Source organism: Bacillus sp. JZ109 (assembly GCF_053903135.1).
In genome coordinates, this window is record NZ_CP096388.1 from 3113597 (window position 1) to 3130000 (window position 16404).

At 44.4% G+C, this 16404-nt stretch carries 17 protein-coding genes, 2 tRNA genes, 3 pseudogenes and 1 riboswitch; of the genes and pseudogenes, 7 read left to right on the forward strand and 15 right to left on the reverse strand.

Features of this window, described 5'->3' with window-relative positions:
* Nucleotides 1-111: 111 nt before the first annotated feature.
* The 3 genes from trmL to queG all read right to left on the reverse strand — a co-directional run bounded on the left by trmL (nucleotide 112) and on the right by queG (nucleotide 2794).
* Nucleotides 112-594 (reverse strand): tRNA (uridine(34)/cytosine(34)/5-carboxymethylaminomethyluridine(34)-2'-O)-methyltransferase TrmL, encoded by a 483-nt coding sequence (gene trmL / locus M1D94_RS16420; protein ID WP_010886453.1) that lies wholly within the window; start codon nucleotides 592-594, stop codon nucleotides 112-114.
* Nucleotides 595-631: 37 nt separating this feature from the next.
* Nucleotides 632-1567, reverse strand: coding sequence for an amidase domain-containing protein (locus tag M1D94_RS16425; protein ID WP_015252502.1), 936 nt, complete (start codon nucleotides 1565-1567; stop codon nucleotides 632-634).
* A gap of 66 nt (nucleotides 1568-1633) precedes the next feature.
* Entirely contained in the window at nucleotides 1634-2794 is a 1161-nt protein-coding gene (gene queG / locus M1D94_RS16430) for a tRNA epoxyqueuosine(34) reductase QueG (protein ID WP_029317521.1), read from the reverse strand.
* An 82-nt stretch (nucleotides 2795-2876) separates the two neighbouring features.
* On the opposite strand from queG, the gene M1D94_RS16435 reads away from it, so the two are divergent.
* The gene (locus M1D94_RS16435; protein ID WP_212082849.1) at nucleotides 2877-3500 is read left to right on the forward strand and encodes a B3/B4 domain-containing protein; all 624 of its coding nucleotides are present in this window, start codon (nucleotides 2877-2879) and stop codon (nucleotides 3498-3500) included.
* 90 nt (nucleotides 3501-3590) lie between these two features.
* On the opposite strand, the gene M1D94_RS16440 is transcribed toward M1D94_RS16435, so the two are convergent.
* Nucleotides 3591-3664: transfer RNA gene (locus tag M1D94_RS16440), tRNA-Gly, on the reverse strand.
* A gap of 193 nt (nucleotides 3665-3857) precedes the next feature.
* Here M1D94_RS16440 and M1D94_RS16445 point away from each other — a divergent pair.
* Both M1D94_RS16445 and M1D94_RS16450 read left to right on the forward strand, forming a co-directional pair.
* Nucleotides 3858-4058, forward strand: a complete 201-nt coding sequence (locus M1D94_RS16445; RefSeq protein WP_009966860.1) for a helix-turn-helix transcriptional regulator — start codon at nucleotides 3858-3860, stop codon at nucleotides 4056-4058.
* Between the two features lies 1 nt (nucleotide 4059).
* Nucleotides 4060-4533, forward strand: a complete 474-nt coding sequence (locus M1D94_RS16450; protein ID WP_003233453.1) for a hypothetical protein — start codon at nucleotides 4060-4062, stop codon at nucleotides 4531-4533.
* Between the two features lie 17 nt (nucleotides 4534-4550).
* On the opposite strand, the gene rpsN is transcribed toward M1D94_RS16450, so the two are convergent.
* From rpsN to M1D94_RS16480, 6 genes and pseudogenes are all read right to left on the reverse strand, one after another.
* Complete coding sequence (gene rpsN, locus M1D94_RS16455) at nucleotides 4551-4820, reverse strand: 30S ribosomal protein S14 (RefSeq protein ID WP_003233455.1); 270 nt, start codon at nucleotides 4818-4820, stop codon at nucleotides 4551-4553.
* 110 nt (nucleotides 4821-4930) lie between these two features.
* Nucleotides 4931-5466, reverse strand: a pseudogene (locus M1D94_RS16460) (hypothetical protein).
* A 103-nt stretch (nucleotides 5467-5569) separates the two neighbouring features.
* Complete coding sequence (gene ssuD / locus M1D94_RS16465; RefSeq protein WP_003245787.1) at nucleotides 5570-6700, reverse strand: FMNH2-dependent alkanesulfonate monooxygenase; 1131 nt, start codon at nucleotides 6698-6700, stop codon at nucleotides 5570-5572.
* 22 nt (nucleotides 6701-6722) lie between these two features.
* Entirely contained in the window at nucleotides 6723-7553 is an 831-nt protein-coding gene (locus tag M1D94_RS16470) for an ABC transporter permease (RefSeq protein ID WP_010886451.1), read from the reverse strand.
* Nucleotides 7550-8548, reverse strand: a complete 999-nt coding sequence (locus tag M1D94_RS16475) for an aliphatic sulfonate ABC transporter substrate-binding protein (RefSeq protein WP_038828317.1) — start codon at nucleotides 8546-8548, stop codon at nucleotides 7550-7552. Before M1D94_RS16475 ends, M1D94_RS16470 begins: the two co-directional genes overlap by 4 nt.
* A 17-nt stretch (nucleotides 8549-8565) precedes the next feature.
* Nucleotides 8566-9333 carry an ABC transporter ATP-binding protein gene (locus M1D94_RS16480; protein ID WP_021479704.1) on the reverse strand — a complete coding sequence of 256 codons (768 nt, stop codon included), beginning with the start codon at nucleotides 9331-9333 and terminating at the stop codon, nucleotides 8566-8568.
* Between the two features lie 406 nt (nucleotides 9334-9739).
* Between M1D94_RS16480 and katA the strand changes: the two genes are divergently transcribed.
* On the forward strand, nucleotides 9740-11191 hold the full coding sequence (katA, locus tag M1D94_RS16485) for a catalase KatA (RefSeq protein ID WP_014476225.1): 1452 nt from the start codon (nucleotides 9740-9742) through the stop codon (nucleotides 11189-11191).
* Between the two features lie 26 nt (nucleotides 11192-11217).
* Here katA and senS read toward each other — a convergent pair whose 3' ends face one another.
* A complete protein-coding gene (senS, locus tag M1D94_RS16490) occupies nucleotides 11218-11415 on the reverse strand; it encodes a transcriptional regulator SenS (protein ID WP_003245192.1) in 198 nt (65 codons plus the stop codon).
* A 312-nt stretch (nucleotides 11416-11727) separates the two neighbouring features.
* Here senS and M1D94_RS16495 point away from each other — a divergent pair.
* Nucleotides 11728-11898, forward strand: a pseudogene (locus M1D94_RS16495) (BBE domain-containing protein); the annotation flags it as partial.
* 36 nt (nucleotides 11899-11934) lie between these two features.
* On the opposite strand, the gene thiC reads toward M1D94_RS16495, so the two are convergent.
* Nucleotides 11935-13707 carry a phosphomethylpyrimidine synthase ThiC gene (thiC, locus tag M1D94_RS16500; RefSeq protein ID WP_017697515.1) on the reverse strand — a complete coding sequence of 591 codons (1773 nt, stop codon included), beginning with the start codon at nucleotides 13705-13707 and terminating at the stop codon, nucleotides 11935-11937.
* Nucleotides 13708-13839: 132 nt separating this feature from the next.
* A riboswitch (TPP riboswitch) is annotated at nucleotides 13840-13947 on the reverse strand.
* 69 nt (nucleotides 13948-14016) lie between these two features.
* Nucleotides 14017-14705: pseudogene (locus tag M1D94_RS16505) on the reverse strand (Type 1 glutamine amidotransferase-like domain-containing protein).
* Between the two features lie 41 nt (nucleotides 14706-14746).
* Between M1D94_RS16505 and M1D94_RS16510 the strand changes: the two are divergent.
* A complete protein-coding gene (locus M1D94_RS16510) occupies nucleotides 14747-15019 on the forward strand; it encodes a spore coat protein (RefSeq protein ID WP_134991641.1) in 273 nt (90 codons plus the stop codon).
* An 84-nt stretch (nucleotides 15020-15103) separates the two neighbouring features.
* Here M1D94_RS16510 and M1D94_RS16515 read toward each other — a convergent pair whose 3' ends face one another.
* Entirely contained in the window at nucleotides 15104-15307 is a 204-nt protein-coding gene (locus M1D94_RS16515) for a hypothetical protein (RefSeq protein WP_014479229.1), read from the reverse strand.
* Nucleotides 15308-15448: 141 nt separating this feature from the next.
* Here M1D94_RS16515 and spo0M point away from each other — a divergent pair, with 141 nt between their 5' ends.
* Complete coding sequence (gene spo0M, locus M1D94_RS16520) at nucleotides 15449-16225, forward strand: sporulation control protein Spo0M (protein ID WP_172849884.1); 777 nt, start codon at nucleotides 15449-15451, stop codon at nucleotides 16223-16225.
* A 78-nt stretch (nucleotides 16226-16303) separates the two neighbouring features.
* Here spo0M and M1D94_RS16525 read toward each other — a convergent pair.
* A tRNA-Leu gene (locus M1D94_RS16525) sits at nucleotides 16304-16385 on the reverse strand.
* Nucleotides 16386-16404: the final 19 nt, after the last annotated feature.

A 16404-nucleotide genomic window follows, 5' to 3' on the forward strand; every position in this document is an offset into this window, starting at 1 on the left:
TGATGGGTACATTGTAACATAACACTGTTACGTTGTTAAGCCCAAAAACGAAACAAAGCATTTCAACATCCGCAAAAAAACCCGCCCATCATCGATGAGCGGGTTTTTTCACTATTTTAAATCACGGTAATTTTGCTGGCGCAGCGCTTCATAAACAAGAATCGCGGCAGTATTGGACAGATTTAACGATCTGACGTGCTCTGTCATCGGAAGACGCAGGCAGCGGTCCATATTATTTTGAATTAAATCCTTTGGCAAACCGCTTGTTTCTCTTCCGAACACGAAGAAATAATCCTCGTCAAGATCAGTGTAATCAAATGATGTATGAGGCTGCTGGCCAAATTTTGTAATAAAGAAAAACTTGCCTTTTTTATATGCCTCAAACAATTCTTCTAACGAATCATGATACACAACGTTAACAAACTCCCAATAATCGAGTCCGGCACGCTTCAGCATTTTATCATCCGTTGAAAAGCCGAGCGGACGAATCAGGTGTAGCGTTGTATTGGTTGCTGCACAAGTACGTGCAATATTCCCTGTGTTAGCGGGAATTTCTGGTTGATATAAAACGACATGTAATGCCACAATGTTCACCTCTGTTTTTCTTATCCGCCCATCATTATAACATTAATTACTCTTTTGTCGTATCATCAACGATATGAAAAAAGGCATATCGTATTGACGGCGTGTATGCCGTAGAATCCTCATATGACCAATACCTCATCCGGCTGTCATAGGTCTGGGCGTTGACAAGCGGCATATTGCCTTTGTCCTTTGCCACGACAATCGTTGTATGATTAAACCGGCCGTCTCCTTCGAAGTCATAGCAAATCACATCGCCCGGCATCAGTTCTTCCGCTGATTTCACCCGCACCGCACGCAGTCCGGCCTTTGAATTCGACAAATACATTTTCATAGAGTGAGCCACCGTCCAGCTGTAGCTCCATGAGCTTTGTTTCATCCACCAGCCTGATCCCCTGTTCGGATGACCGCGCATCGGCGCGCCTCCTGCATGAAGACACTGAGAAATAAAATTTGTACAGTTATCGCTGAAATTTTTATAAGCAGGATTGCGCTTGTTCCAAAATTTCTCGGCATATTGGACAGCGCCGAGACGATCGTATTGAAAAGCCCTGCCAAACGCTTCTCTTTCCTCTTCAGCTTCAGAATAGTCAATAATACTGGTCCCTTCATGAAATCCAGCCGGCTTTTTCGCAATTTCCTGATCACTAATCAAAATGTGATCATACAGGAAAGCCATTCGCTCCTCTATGTGCTCTTCTATATACAAGCTGTCATCTTGTTCCTTACACACGTATTCGTAATGGATGGTATACGAAAGGCAGGTCGTTCCGTCATCCTCAACCCGCACATGATTAATCACGGCCTTTGCTTTCGCTTTTATGATGTCAACTTTACGTTTTTCCAGAAGCTTTTTCTTACGCTCCATGACTTTAAGGTCTCCGACTTGAGACTCCTGTCTCATAGCATGCCCGTTAACCAGAAAGCCCAGCCGCTCCTCCGCTAATTGTTCTAAAATGTGCTTCAAGCTCACCCCACCCGCCATACTTTTTTATAGAGAAAAAACACTTGGATGATCTCAAGTGTTTTTTCCTTCTGCTCTATACGTATGTCAGGACAAGCCTTGTTTAGTCATGCCTGAAGCTTTTAGCAACTCAATTCCTTTTTCAATTTCCAGCTTTGCCTCTTCATCCTTCTCTTTTTCCAGCGCTTTTTCAAGCTCTTCCGCGTATGCGGGGTCTCCGATTTTTCCGATTGCCCATGCGGCTGTCCCCCTGATGACAGGACGCGGATCCTTATGCATCAGTTCCGCCAATTCAGGCAGTGCGGAAGCATCCTTAAAATGCGCTAGCGCGAGAATGGCGTTTCGCTGAATCGGTTTTTTCCCGCGCCAAGAACCTGAGACATGCCCGAATTTCTCCTTAAATTCCCGATTGCTGATGGTCAAAAGCGGCTTCAATAACGGTTTGGCAATCTCAGGATCAGGCTCCATTTCCGGATGAAGATGAAAATCCTTCCCTTTATTGAGAGGGCATACCGTTTGGCACGTATCGCACCCGTACAGGCGGTTTCCGATTTTTGTCCGGAATTCATCAGGTAAAAATCCTTTTGTCTGGGTTAGAAAAGAGATGCAGCGCTGCGCATTAAGCTGCCCGGGATTAACCAGGGCTCCCGTCGGACAGGCATCCAAGCATTTCGTGCAGGACCCGCACATATCTTCAATCGGCACATCAGGCTCAAAAGGGATATTTGTGATCATTTCCGCCAAATACACATAAGAGCCATACTCGGGTGTTGTGATCATACAGTTTTTCGCACTGAATCCAATTCCGGCACGTTCCGCAACGGCGCGATCAGACAATTCACCTGTATCAACCATTGACTTCGTTCTGATATCCTCATGCTTGCTTTTTAGAAAATCCTCCAGCAGATCAAGCTTTTCCCTCAACACATCATGATAGTCTTTTCCCCAGGAAGCTCTGCAAAAAATGCCCCTGCGCTCAGTTCTCGTGCTTCTCGGCGCATCCTTCATTCTGGAAGGATATGCGAGAGCAATTGCAACTATAGATTTCGCTTTCGGCAAAAGAAGCTTCGGCGTCACCCTTTTTTCGATATCTGGCTCTTCAAAGCCGGAGAGATAGCCGAGCGATTCTTGAAGAATCAAACGGTCTTTTAAACTGTCAAAAGTATCAGCGGTCGTAAAACCAATCTTGTCCACGCCAATGCTTTTCGCGTATTCAATTAATTCTTCTTTGAGCTGATAAACGTTCATGTTTTGCACAGCCTCCTTTCTTTGTGATAAAACGATACAGCGTTTATAATAGGTTGATATCACGTAACTGGAGTGAATGCTAGTGAATATCAAACTTGATTCTGTTATTACTGAACGTGCGGCCGGCTTACATGCAGCTGCTGTCATTTATGAGAATATCGAAGTCGGCTCCTCACCGCAAATGCTGAAAGGCAGACTCCGCCTGTTTCAAGAATCCTTGTTTTTCGACTATGCGGACGGCGGTATATCCGATGAATCCTTCGTCAAGGAATGGCAGGAACTCTTTAAACAGCTTAACCCTTCATTTGAGGGAGAAACAACCCCAATGGAGGACATGCTGGTCCCGATATCCAAGGAACAATTCATGGAAAGTAAAGACTCGGCCCATGACACAATCGATTTTTTCGCATTAAAATATTCTCTGCCTATTATGATTTATGATGCCGGAAAGCTTCATGAGCCGGTCCGGATCTCATTGGGAGAAAAAGAAAACATACTGCTTTTCTCTGATGAAAACGGCATTTTTGGCGATTTCAAAAACAACGTCAACCACTATCCCGTTTCAAACGAGACTAAGAATATGCTGCAAATCATTTTTTTCCCGCCATCGATTGAGAATAGCAGCGCTGTTAACCTCTTATCATCATTAACGAAAATGTTTGAACAAATTCACGGCGGCACCCATACAGTACATTGGCTTACGTAAAAGAACACGAATGTCGTGTTCTTTTTTACATAAAAAAACGCAATACTTCGTTTATCTGAGAAACGAAACACTGCGTTAATAACGTATGTATGGAGCGGGTGATGAGAATCGAACTCACGACATCAGCTTGGAAGGCTGAGGTTTTACCACTAAACTACACCCGCATTTGTGATTGTCAGCAACAGTACCGCTCTGACTTTTTTTATATTACATGTTTATTTATTTTTCGTCAAGGGAATATAAAAATTTTGTCGAAAAAAAGTTATCTTTTTGTAAAGTTGTTAAGTTCCATTTACATAATGTTAAGTATAATATACAATATAATCAATCGAGATTGTGAAGGGGACAGACGTCATGATGAAAAATAAAGTAAAAGAGCTGAGGGCACGCTTCGGCTATTCTCAGGAAAAACTAGGAGAAACAGTCGGCGTCACAAGACAGACTGTGGCTGCTATCGAAAAAGGCGATTATGTTCCCTCACTGCTGTTAGCACTGAAAATCTGCAAAGCCTTCTCCATGAAAATGGAGGATGTCTTTTGGTTAGAGGAGGAAAACTAAGATGAGCATGAAAACAAAAGCAGCTTTTCACCTTGTGTTATTTGGCCTTGCATGCTGGACTCTGATTGCATACTTTGAAGCCTCAGAAGGAATTGCATCTTTTTTCGGCACAAAGAGCGGCGGGATGGTGTTTGAATTAAACCTCACCCCCTTTATTCTGTTTGTTGCGGCGTCTGCGGTTTATTTGTACTTACAGAAAAAAAGCTGCCCTGCCAGAAAGCAGCTTCTTCTGCCTGATGAGTTTGAAGAGCAGGATGAAAGAGAGCAGATGATGACGGCAAAAGCATGCCGCGCGTCATATATCGCTGTCTACTTCTCGCTGCCTGCCGCAGCGGTTCTTCTCATTTTTTATCCGCTATTTCAATCGCGCATTCCGTTTTTCCCTATTATTATCGTGTTTATCATCATGATCATCCAGCACCTTTCCTACGTCATCTCTTTCAAGAAAAACGAAAAAAACTCCGGCGCGCTGTAATCGGCCGGAGTTTTTTCTTACCAGCTTGCTTTTTTCACACCGGGAATCTGGCCTTTATGGGCCAGCTCCCTGAAAGCGATTCTGGACATTTTAAACTTCCTCATATATGCTCTCGGGCGCCCCGTTACCATGCAGCGGTTGTGAAGCCTTCCCGGTGCTGAATCTCTTGGCAGCTTGCTGAGTGCCTCGTAATCTCCTTTTTCCTTCAACTCGCGTCTAATACCAGCGTATTGCTCAACAAGCTGTTGGCGTTTTAACTCTTTTGCCACTTTTGATTTTTTAGCCAAGTCACATAGCCTCCCTTTAAATCGAAATTGTTACGATTTAAAATGTATCATGCACCATTCAAAAAAGCAAGCATACCGCTTTGTAAAACAGACGGCTTGAAGCCGCCACTCTAATGATGCAATTCCACATAATACAGTAACGCATCTTGATGCTTAATGAGCTCTTTTTTATGTTCAGAGGTGTGATTGTCTCGTCAGTCCCTCTAATACTGCTGCCGATCAAAGCAGGCTTCTCGAAAGTAATCGGTTCCGGCGATGAAATATTCTGAGTCATTTCCTGTGTTGTGCTATCGTCGCGTTTCACCGATGAATCAGCCGCTATATTTCCCTGTTTATCCACAATGCCAAAATGAATGGTGGTATGTTTATTCTTTCCTTCCCCCTCTTCATTCTCAAAATAAACAAATTGTATGGTATCGGGTTTTTCCTCTGAATAATCTGCACGAACCGGTCCAAACCTCTCAACAAGCTTTCCCTTTTGATAATGTTCGATGTACATGTCAGCTGAAGAAATACCTTCACCGATATTGACGGCTTCAGCAGTGAATGCCTGTGAAGCTGCGACATCCATTCTGTTTTTTTCAAGATCTGATATGTCCGCCGCTTTGATTTCCATCTGTTTTGAATGTCCGCATGCTGACAGCATAGCTATGAGGCAAATGACTGCCGCGCTTCTCAATGTTTTCAGAAAAAAAGCCCCCTTTTTTTGAATATCATACCATGTTCGGGGGGCTGTATTTTAGTTAAACTCATGCATTTTTCTCTTTGACAAAATAAGTGTTTCCTACCGCTTCTCCCCTTTTGTTCTGAAGCTTTCTCGTCCGATCATTTTCAAACGGCAAAAGCGGAAATACAAGCTCTGCAAAATAATACGCTTCTTCTAAATGCGGATAGCCGGAGAATATAAACGATTCTATGCCGAGTGCCTGGTACTCCGCTATCCGGTCGGCAATCGTCTGCGGATCACCGACAAGAGCTGTTCCTGCCCCTCCTCTGACCAGGCCGATCCCCGCCCACAGATTCGGGCTGATTTCAAGCTTCGTCCGATCGCCTTGATGAAGGACGGCCATCCGCTGCTGGCCTGAAGAGTCGTAACGGCTCAAAGCTGCCTGCGCTTTGGCAATGGTGTCATCATCCAAGTGGCTGATCAAGCGCTCTGCCGCTTCCCATGCCTCTTGTTCAGTTTCACGGGCAATGACATGCAGCCTAATTCCAAATCGAACGGATCTCCCTTCTTTTGCCGCTTGCTTTTTGACTCTTTCTATTTTTTCTTTTACTTGTTCAGGCGGCTCACCCCATGTCAAGTACACGTCTGTATGCTTTGCGGCAGCTTCAATCCCAGCCTGTGACGAACCACCGAAATAGATGGGCGGATGCGGCTCTTGCTGCGGCGGGAAAAGCAGATTGCTGTTTTCCACTTTTATATGCTTTCCTTCATAGGAAACCGTTTCTCCCTGCAAAAGTCTCCGCCAAACGGTTAAAAATTCGTCTGTTGCCTCGTAGCGCTCATCATGGCTGATAAACAGGCCATCGCCTGCCAGCTCATACGGATCGCCCCCTGCCACAACGTTGATCAGCAGCCGGCCGTCTGAAATGCGGTCTAGGGTGGATGTCATTCTGGCTGCCAGAGAAGGCTGCATTAAACCAGGTCTTACCGCAACTAAAAACTTTAAGTCCTTTGTTTCTCCTGCCAGCGCCGACGCTGTAAGCCACGGGTCCTCGCACGATCTTCCCGTCGGCAGAAGAACTCCTGTATATCCCAGCCTGTCTGCCGCCTGCGCGACTTGTTTAAAGTAAAGATGATCCGCAGTCCGTCCATCACTTTCAGATCCTAAATATCTCGCGTCTCCATGAGTCGGTATAAACCAAAGAATTTCCATATTCATCTCCCCTTTATATCTTTTATCCTTCGTAGCTGTTTCTCCACTTTAACAGCTTTCGTTCCAGCAGCCTGACGAAGGAATCCGTCAGCTTTCCAACCACTGCAAAAATGATAATCCCTGCAAAGACTTTATTCGTTTGTGAAAACTGTCTCGCATCCATGATCATATAGCCGACTCCCGAGCTTGAGCCCATCAGCTCTGCCACAACGAGCCCGAGCCATGCAATGCCGAGCGATAAGCGAATGCCTAGCAATATATTGGGCAGGGCTGCCGGCAATATCACTTTGGATATCTGCTGATGCCATTTAAATTCAAGCACCCGGGCGACTTCAAACAGCTTCGCGTCAACCCCGCGGATGCCGTTAAACGTATTGATATAGACAGGAAAGAAGGCACCGAGCGCAATCAGCAAAATTTTAGATACTTCGTCAAATCCGAACCATAAAATAAACAGCGGCGTGACGGCCAGATGAGGTACGGTTCTAAGCATTTGCAACGACGGATCAAGATACAGCTCCGTCCGTTTGGAGAATCCGGCCAAAATCCCGATCATCAATCCAAGCCCCGCGCCAAGCAAAAAACCAAGCGCCGCCCGATAAATGCTGATTTGCAGATGGCCGAACAGTTCGCCGGACAAAATAAGCTCCTTAAAGGTCAGAACAATCGTAACAGGTGTAGGCAGCACTGTAGCGGACACAACCCCCAGCCCGCCGATGACCTGCCAGATGGCAATGATGACAGCGGGCAGTAAAAGCCCCTTCATCCAGCCGTATCTCTTCCTTCCGGGCTTTTTTCGCACCGCTTCCGCATTCGTTTTGGGCAGCGAGCCCGCAGCCTCTGCTTTCATCATTGATCACCTCCTGAGGAATGTTCCTTTAATGCTTTTTTGATAAAAGTGTTATCGACAACATCCTTCACATCAATCTTCTTATCTATCGCCTTTGTTCGAAATTGAAAATCTGCTGTTTCCTGCTGCGCTTTCACAATGTCGTCACTGATGACCTCATTCAGAGGTTCAGTATTTTTCAGCACATTTTCGACGACCTTTTTATCGAGATCTTTAATGTCAGAATACAAGTCCGCTGCTTCATCCAGATGTTCCTTTTGCCATACAACGGCTTTATTAAACACCTTCAGAAAACGGACCACTTCGTCTGGATGCTCTTCTGAAAACTTTGTTCTTACTAAAGTAAAACCCGGTGAATATAAATCTGTGCTTTCTCCGTTCACAAGGATTTTTGCTCCGTGTTTCATTGTTTCTAAGGACAAGTACGGCTCCCAAATGGACCAGGCATCAACAGATCCATTTTCAAATGCGGAAGCTGCTTCATCAGGCTGAAGCTGAATAATTGTCACATCGTTAGCTAACAACCCCACTTGATCAAGCGCTTTATACAAAAAATCAAACCCGCTGCTGCCTTTGGCGACTGCAATTTTCTTTCCCTTTAAGTCCTTAACGTCTTGAATGCCGCTGTTTTGATTGACAAGGATGCCGTTTGCTTTCAAACCGTCCTGAGACAAACCGATTTCTTTAAAGTCAATGCCTGCCGCCTGTCCAGCGATCACAGGCGAATTACCGACTTGAGAAAAATCAAGTTTGTCTGCCGCAAGGCCTTCAAATTGGGGCGGACCGCTTTGAAACTCCACCCATTTCACTTTGATGCCTTCTTTTTCAAATGCATCTTCGAACCAGCCTTTTTCTTTTGCGATCAAAAGCGGGCTTAAGCTTTGCTGAATACCAATACGAATTTCCTTCAATTGTTTGTGGTCACCGCTGGCTCCATTTGCTCCACAGCCTGCGAGCAGAAAAATAACGGCAACCAATACAATGAGTCCTTTTTTCATTTCCGCTTCCGCCCTTTCTATATCCCTGATCCTTCTGCGTACTCCAAATCTTCTGTTTTCTCGAATTCCGACAGCACTCTCTGTCTGATCGCTTGGAAATCCGGAGTCGTCCGGTTCCGCGGATACGCCAGGTGAATGGGCATCAGCTTATGGATTTTCCCCGGTTTGGCCTTAAGGATCGCAAGCTCATTTCCTAAATAAACAGATTCATCTATATCATGAGTCACGAGAATCATCGTTGTTTTTTTCCTCCTCCATATATCCAGCAGCACGTCCTGCAGGTGTTTTCTTGTAAAAGCGTCGAGTGCACCAAACGGTTCATCTAAAAGCAGCACCTCAGGCTCCCGCAGAAGGGCCCGGGCGATGGCTACTCTTTGTGACATGCCGCCTGACAGCTCGCGCGGATATGCTTTTTCCGATCCTTTCAATCTGACAATCTCGATCAGTTCATCCACCTTTTGTTTGACTTTTGGGTCCTTCAAATTCAAGTCGGCTGCAATATTCTGCTCAACAGTCAGCCAAGGAAAGAGGCGGTGTTCCTGAAAAATAAATCCTTGCTGAATACCCGGAGCTGTTACGCTGCGGCCGTTAATTTCCACACTCCCGTCATATTCAGAATCAAGCCCTGCAATAATCTTTAACAGGGTGCTTTTTCCACACCCGCTCGGTCCGATAAGCGTTAGAAATTCGCCTGGTGCGATTGATAATTCTATGTTCTCTAAGACCGTGTTTTTGCGGCCCTCTTGAACAAATGCCTTTTCTTTGATGCTGATGGTCACAGCCACTTTTATCCCTCTCTTTCTGCCAACCCCGCCTTCAAAAAAACAAAAAGGCCCCCATCTCTGTTCTTGTAGAGATGAGAGCCTTCGGCGGTCCGATCAGCTGCCCAATTGTTTTTTTGTTTGAATAACATGTTAATTCAAATTATTCCGATATGTCAACTCTTTTTTAAATACGATTTTTGATATCCTTGTTTATCACTTACTCTACTTGTTTCGCAAATAGAGAAGGAAAAATTATTTCTCCAAAAATTATTAAGTGTCATAAAAAGCTGTTACAACAAGGTTTTTCAACACTTTCGATACTAGATATCGATTAATAGAGATAACTATTTTATAATAATTATAAAATAATATTGACTTTTTACTTAGAGATGATATTATGTTCTTATAAATTCCAAGAGGTGATAACATGAGTTCAAATAAACTGACAACTAGCTGGGGCGCTCCGGTTGGAGATAATCAAAACTCAATGACTGCCGGTTCTCGCGGACCAACTTTAATTCAAGATGTACATTTACTCGAAAAATTGGCCCATTTCAACCGAGAACGTGTTCCTGAACGTGTTGTTCACGCCAAAGGAGCAGGCGCACACGGATATTTTGAAGTGACAAACGACGTAACAAAATACACGAAAGCCGCTTTCCTTTCTGAAGTCGGCAAACGCACACCGTTGTTCATCCGTTTCTCAACAGTTGCCGGTGAACTTGGCTCTGCTGACACAGTTCGCGACCCGCGCGGATTTGCTGTTAAATTTTATACTGAAGAAGGAAACTACGACATCGTCGGCAACAATACGCCTGTATTCTTTATCCGCGATGCGATTAAGTTCCCTGATTTCATCCATACACAAAAAAGAGATCCAAAAACACACCTGAAAAACCCTACGGCTGTATGGGATTTCTGGTCACTTTCACCAGAGTCACTGCACCAAGTGACAATCCTGATGTCTGACCGCGGAATTCCTGCGACACTTCGCCACATGCACGGCTTCGGAAGCCATACATTCAAATGGACAAATGCCGAAGGCGAAGGCGTATGGATTAAATATCACTTTAAAACAGAACAAGGCGTGAAAAACCTTGATGTCAATACGGCAGCAAAAATTGCCGGTGAAAACCCTGATTACCATACAGAAGACCTTTTCAACGCAATCGAAAACGGTGATTATCCTGCATGGAAACTATATGTGCAAATCATGCCTTTAGAAGATGCAAATACGTACCGTTTCGATCCGTTTGATGTCACAAAAGTTTGGTCTCAAAAAGACTACCCGTTAATCGAGGTCGGACGCATGGTTCTAGACAGAAATCCGGAAAACTACTTTGCAGAGGTAGAACAAGCGACATTTTCACCTGGAACCCTCGTGCCTGGTATTGATGTTTCACCGGATAAAATGCTTCAAGGCCGACTTTTTGCTTATCATGATGCACACCGCTACCGTGTCGGTGCAAACCATCAAGCGCTGCCAATCAACCGCGCACGCAACAAAGTAAACAATTATCAGCGTGATGGGCAAATGCGTTTTGATGATAACGGCGGCGGATCTGTGTATTACGAGCCTAACAGCTTCGGCGGTCCGAAAGAGTCACCTGAAGATAAGCAAGCAGCATATCCGGTACAAGGTATCGCTGACAGCGTAAGCTACGATCACAACGATCACTACACTCAAGCCGGTGATCTGTATCGTTTAATGAGTGAAGATGAACGTACCCGCCTTGTTGAAAATATCGTTAATGCTATGAAGCCGGTAGAAAAAGAAGAAATCAAGCTGCGCCAAATCGAGCACTTCTACAAAGCGGATCCTGAATACGGAAAACGCGTGGCAGAAGGCCTTGGATTGCCGATTAAAAAAGATGCTTAATGGAGAAATGCAAAAACCCGCTGTAGTCAGCGGGTTTTTTTATATTTAGTTACACATTGCGTATGCTTCTCATCAATCTTCATATAAATTTCTTCCATGAGTTCCGCGCTGTTTATAATCTCTCGTTTGTTTTTTTCAATCAGCAGCTCAAGCGGCAAAATCTGATTCCCGTAGGTTTTTCGCTTCCTGAATCGTTTTCTCCCCTTTTCTTTTTTGACTCCCATCAATAATCCCTCCTTTTTCATACAAAAAAGGCCCTTATCTAAAAGATAAGAGCCTTCGGTGTCCCGATCAGCGCGATAAATTTGAAAAATTTGTACTGACCATGTTAATTCATACAATACCGACCTGTCAACTATTTTTTGAGGGTATTGATACTATATCAGATTGCATCCCCGCTTTTTCCTTATACACTCTTATCCCCTGACGCATAAGCTAGAGAAACTAGAATACGAGAGAAAGAGATGTGGGTGTGTGGAAAAGACAAAATTGACCGGACGTATCGTGACACGGGATGATCCGGACTTTCGAGTTAAACGATGGGAGACTACGTAAATTGGCCAGATATCAAAATCAGAAACTGGCCAAGAACATATTACGGCGAAAACGTTGAACGACTCCGCCGTGTCAAAACGAAATATGATCCAGAAAATGTTTTCCGCTTTGAACAGAGTATTCCTCCGCTTCGACGCTCTCTGTTTTTCTAAAAAATGAAGATGGAGCATTCTCCATCTTCATCTTATTTATTGATATAAATTGCTTCCCGTATCGACAAACTCTTTTGCTTTTTCTTTTAATCCTTTATTTATGGCTTCTGCTTCACTGAGATCGTTTTTCTTCGCATAATCCCGAATATCCTGTGAAATTCTCATGCTGCAAAATTTCGGACCGCACATGGAACAAAAGTGAGCGGTTTTTGCTCCTTCAGCAGGCAGGGTTTCATCATGGTATTCAAGGGCTCTCTCCGGATCAAGAGATAAATTAAACTGATCCCGCCAGCGGAATTCAAAACGGGCTTTCGATAACGCATCATCCCGGATTTGCGCTCCGGGATGCCCTTTTGCAAGGTCCGCAGCGTGCGCAGCGATCTTATATGTAATGACTCCTTCACGAACATCATCACGGTTTGGCAGCCCCAAATGCTCCTTCGGCGTTACATAACAAAGCATTGCTGTCCCATACCAACCGATCATCGCCGCTCCGATCGCTGAAGTAATATGGTCATATCCCGGCGCAATATCCGTTGTCAACGGCCCCAATGTGTAAAAAGGCGCTTCTTTACAAATGTCCATTTGTTTATCGACGTTCTCTTTGATTTTATGCATCGGAACATGTCCAGGACCCTCAATCATCACCTGAACATCATGCTTCCAGGCAATTTGCGTCAGCTCTCCAAGCGTCTCTAATTCAGCAAACTGCGCTTCGTCATTGGCATCAGCAATTGATCCGGGACGCAAACCATCCCCAAGTGAGAAAGCAATATCATACATTTTCATAATCTCACATATTTCTTCAAAATGTGTGTATAAAAAGCTTTCTTGATGATGAGCCAGACACCACTGCGCCATAATCGCTCCCCCGCGTGACACAATACCAGTTGTCCGTTTGGCAGTCAGCGGTACATACCTAAGCAAAACACCCGCGTGAATCGTAAAATAATCCACTCCCTGCTCTGCCTGCTCGATTAGCGTATCACGATAAATCTCCCACGTTAAATCCTCCGCTACGCCGTTTACTTTTTCAAGCGCCTGATAAATCGGAACAGTTCCCACAGGCACGGGGCAATTGCGGATAATCCATTCACGCGTCGTATGAATATCTTTTCCGGTAGAGAGATCCATCATCGTATCCGCTCCCCAGCGGATGGCCCACGTCATTTTTTCCACTTCTTCTTCAATGGATGACGTAACCGCTGAATTCCCGATATTCGCATTAATCTTCACATGAAAATTCCGGCCGATAATCATTGGCTCACTTTCAGGGTGATTAATGTTTGAAGGAATAATCGCCCGGCCGCTGGCTACCTCGTCTCTGACGAATTCAGGAGACACATGCTCACGAATGGCGATAAATTCCATCTCAGGTGTAATGATCCCCTTTTTTGCATAGTGCATTTGTGTGACATTTTGACCTGCCTTCGCCCTCAGCGGTTTCCGCTTTAATCCTGGGTAGCTTACGTTTGGATTTGCTTTTTTATAACCGTTATCTTCTGGTTTTATAGCCCGACCTTCATACTCTTCCACGTCACCGCGCTCTGTGATCCATTTTTGGCGGAGCGGCTTTAATCCTTCTTGAATATTAATGGTTACTTCAGGGTCCGTATACGGTCCGCTTGTATCATAGACACGCACAGGCGCGTTTTCCTCTTCGCCGAACGATCCCGTCGTCGGACTCAATAGGATCTCCCTCATCGGCACTTGGATGTCCGAAGAAGAACCCTCCACGTATACCTTCTTGCTGCCTGAAAAACTTGACATAATGGAAATGTTGGCTTGCTGCACTGAATTGTTTTGCATTACTTTTCCTTCCCCTCTCTACGTTTGAAAGGACAAAATCAAGCCCATAACCAGCACAAAAAACCGGATTCATATAAATGAACCCGGTTACAGTCAGAAAGAAACATATTATTGCCCAGCAAGACAATAACAAAAACAATTCCTCTACTTCCCCACGCTGGTACGAACCAGATCAGGTCCAAAGGGTTAAGAAGCTTACCTTCTCTCTCAGCCCGAAAGCGGGCACCCCCAGTAACTATTGATTTCGCACTCATCTTATCATAAAATCAATCTGAAAAAAAGAGGAATATAGATAATATTCAGCCAATTTCACCCTAAATATTTGACCGGCAACGGAATTTCAGCTATTTCATGTTCAGCCATCATCACCCGATATGCCTTTCCTTCCGACCTTGAACTCACAGTCTGAAACAGCTGATCATTTATGAAATGGAGAGCAGCCCCATCATCCGCTGCATAGCCACTGCATAAGAACTTGTTAGATATCAGCTGGTGGTATGCCGGTCTCCGATCCTTTTCCCCGTCATAATGGGGACAAAAGCTCCCTTGCAAAAAACCTAAACTTTTCAAACTTGTCAGCGGTCCGGCTGAATCCGTCACCCCTTCTTCAAACCAGCAGATCGCACCGGCACTTAATCCAGCCAAAACCACACCGTTCTTCCATGCTTCCCTGAGAATCTGGTCAAGCCCCCACTCTTTCCATAACACAAGTAAATTCCGCGTATTTCCCCCGCCAACATAAATCACGTCCATTTCCATAACAAAAGAAGCTACATCTGTTGATGGCGGCTTAAACAAAGATAAGTGAGACGGCACACAATCCAGTGTTTGAAATGCATGATAAAACCGCTGAATATAGTTTTGGGAATCTCCGCTCGCCGTCGGCAAAAAACAAATACGAGGCTGCTCTCGTTTTGATTGAGGATATATTGATCGAGGGACAAATTATCCGGCTCAATCGAAAAACCCCCGCCCCCCATCGCTATAATCTGCTTCATCATCACATCCCCCAACAAAATTTGTTGCTTATTATAGCATTTTGTATAGAAGCAAGAAACAAAGCCAAATACTTTCTTATCAGGAGCTGCTAAAAAAACAAAGGAGGTGGTTTCCCATTGAACAAAGTCTTTGTCCCAAAGATATTCTTGATTTGTTAACAACAATAAAAACCAGCATTAACAAATACACTGTCGCAATAACAGAAGCCGAAAATCCCCACATCAGAAGAGCATTGCATGATCAATTAGATACAGCTGTGTATCTCCATGATGAACTGTCAGATTTTCTGTTAGAAAAGGGGTGGCTCGGGTGAGCAATTTCAAATCGATTCACTTTTATCTTGTAGCAAAAACCACAAAAAGAGACGGGATCTCAAAGATGAGATGCCGTCTCTTTTTTATTGCTCCACTCTTCTTAAAGCCTCGTTTACCGTTTCTTTTATAAACGCGTCTTCACCGCTTAATCGGTCTAAACTGAGATCGCCGTTTCTCAGCCTTTCGGAAATATTGTTTATATCCTCCTCTACTGTGATTTGCAGCTCACCAGCCAAAAACATTCTGTGTAATTCATCTGCAACCAAACTTTCTTTATTCACTTCCATCCACTCCTTTATTTTCAATATTATTCTTAGTCTGTCCCTAGGCCGAGACGAATAATAGGAAAAAAGTATGAATCAAACGAATCTTTTTTCCTCCTTCTTACGTATATCTGTTGAGAAAAAAGAAAAAGGGGAAGATCTAACATGTCATTTTTTAAGAAGCTTGCGGCAAGTGCCGGAATTGGAGCTGCAAAAGTAGATACAATTTTAGAAAAAGACGCATATTTTCCAGGAGAAGAAGTACAGGGAACGGTACATGTCAAAGGTGGAAAAATCGCTCAGGACATCCGTTATATCGATTTACAGCTTAGCACACGGTATGTCATTGTAAAAGACGATGAAGAGCACCGGAAATACGCTACAATTCATTCTTTCCGGGTCACTGGTTCATTTACCATACAGCCTGGTGAAGAGCATCAATTTCCGTTCACATTCACTCTGCCTCTAGATACGCCGATCACTGCAGGGAAAGTAGAGGTTGCCGTGGTGACAGACCTTGACATTCAAGGCGGTATCGATAAATCCGATCATGACCGCATTTTCGTTGAAGCGCACCCTTGGATTGAAAATGTGCTTGAAGCAATCGAAAACCTGGGCTTCCATCTTAACGAAGCAGACTGCGAACAAGCGCCCTACTTCCAGCGTCGTCTTCCGTTCGTTCAAGAATTCGAATTCGTTCCGACTTCCGGGTATTATCGTCAGATGCTTGATGAATTAGAACTCATTTTCCTTTTAGACGAAGGCGGTTTGGAAATCATTTTCGAAGTCGACCGCAGAGCAAGAGGACTCCGAGGGTGGCTGGAAGAGATGTATAATGACGGAGAACAGCTTGTACGCGTCCGTTTCAGCCAATCAGAGCTTGAAGATACAGAAGAGCTAGAAGAGGTGCTAGAAGAGATCCTAGACCAATACGCTGAGTAAGTATAAAAAGGAGCCTCGGCTCCTTTTCTTTAATAAAAAATAAAAACCCGTTTCTGTTAAGAAACGGGTTTTTCAGTATACCGGTGGTCGGGGTCGAACCGACACTCCAGAAGGAACACGATTTTGAGTCGTGCGCGTCTGCCAATTCCGCCACACCGGCAAGTTTTACGTCGTATCTA

Coding starts and splice junctions, on each gene's coding strand:
- M1D94_RS16425 (WP_015252502.1), bottom strand. CDS start 1,567: ATGGCGGGTGGGGTGAGCTTGAAGCACATTTTAGAACAATTAGCGGAG.
- queG (WP_029317521.1), bottom strand. CDS start 2,794: ATGAACGTTTATCAGCTCAAAGAAGAATTAATTGAATACGCGAAAAGC.
- M1D94_RS16445 (WP_009966860.1), top strand. CDS start 3,858: ATGAAAAATAAAGTAAAAGAGCTGAGGGCACGCTTCGGCTATTCTCAG.
- M1D94_RS16450 (WP_003233453.1), top strand. CDS start 4,060: ATGAGCATGAAAACAAAAGCAGCTTTTCACCTTGTGTTATTTGGCCTT.
- ssuD (WP_003245787.1), bottom strand. CDS start 6,700: ATGGAAATTCTTTGGTTTATACCGACTCATGGAGACGCGAGATATTTA.
- M1D94_RS16470 (WP_010886451.1), bottom strand. CDS start 7,553: ATGATGAAAGCAGAGGCTGCGGGCTCGCTGCCCAAAACGAATGCGGAA.
- M1D94_RS16475 (WP_038828317.1), bottom strand. CDS start 8,548: ATGAAAAAAGGACTCATTGTATTGGTTGCCGTTATTTTTCTGCTCGCA.
- katA (WP_014476225.1), top strand. CDS start 9,740: ATGAGTTCAAATAAACTGACAACTAGCTGGGGCGCTCCGGTTGGAGAT.
- senS (WP_003245192.1), bottom strand. CDS start 11,415: ATGGGAGTCAAAAAAGAAAAGGGGAGAAAACGATTCAGGAAGCGAAAA.
- thiC (WP_017697515.1), bottom strand. CDS start 13,707: ATGCAAAACAATTCAGTGCAGCAAGCCAACATTTCCATTATGTCAAGT.
- M1D94_RS16515 (WP_014479229.1), bottom strand. CDS start 15,307: ATGGAAGTGAATAAAGAAAGTTTGGTTGCAGATGAATTACACAGAATG.
- spo0M (WP_172849884.1), top strand. CDS start 15,449: ATGTCATTTTTTAAGAAGCTTGCGGCAAGTGCCGGAATTGGAGCTGCA.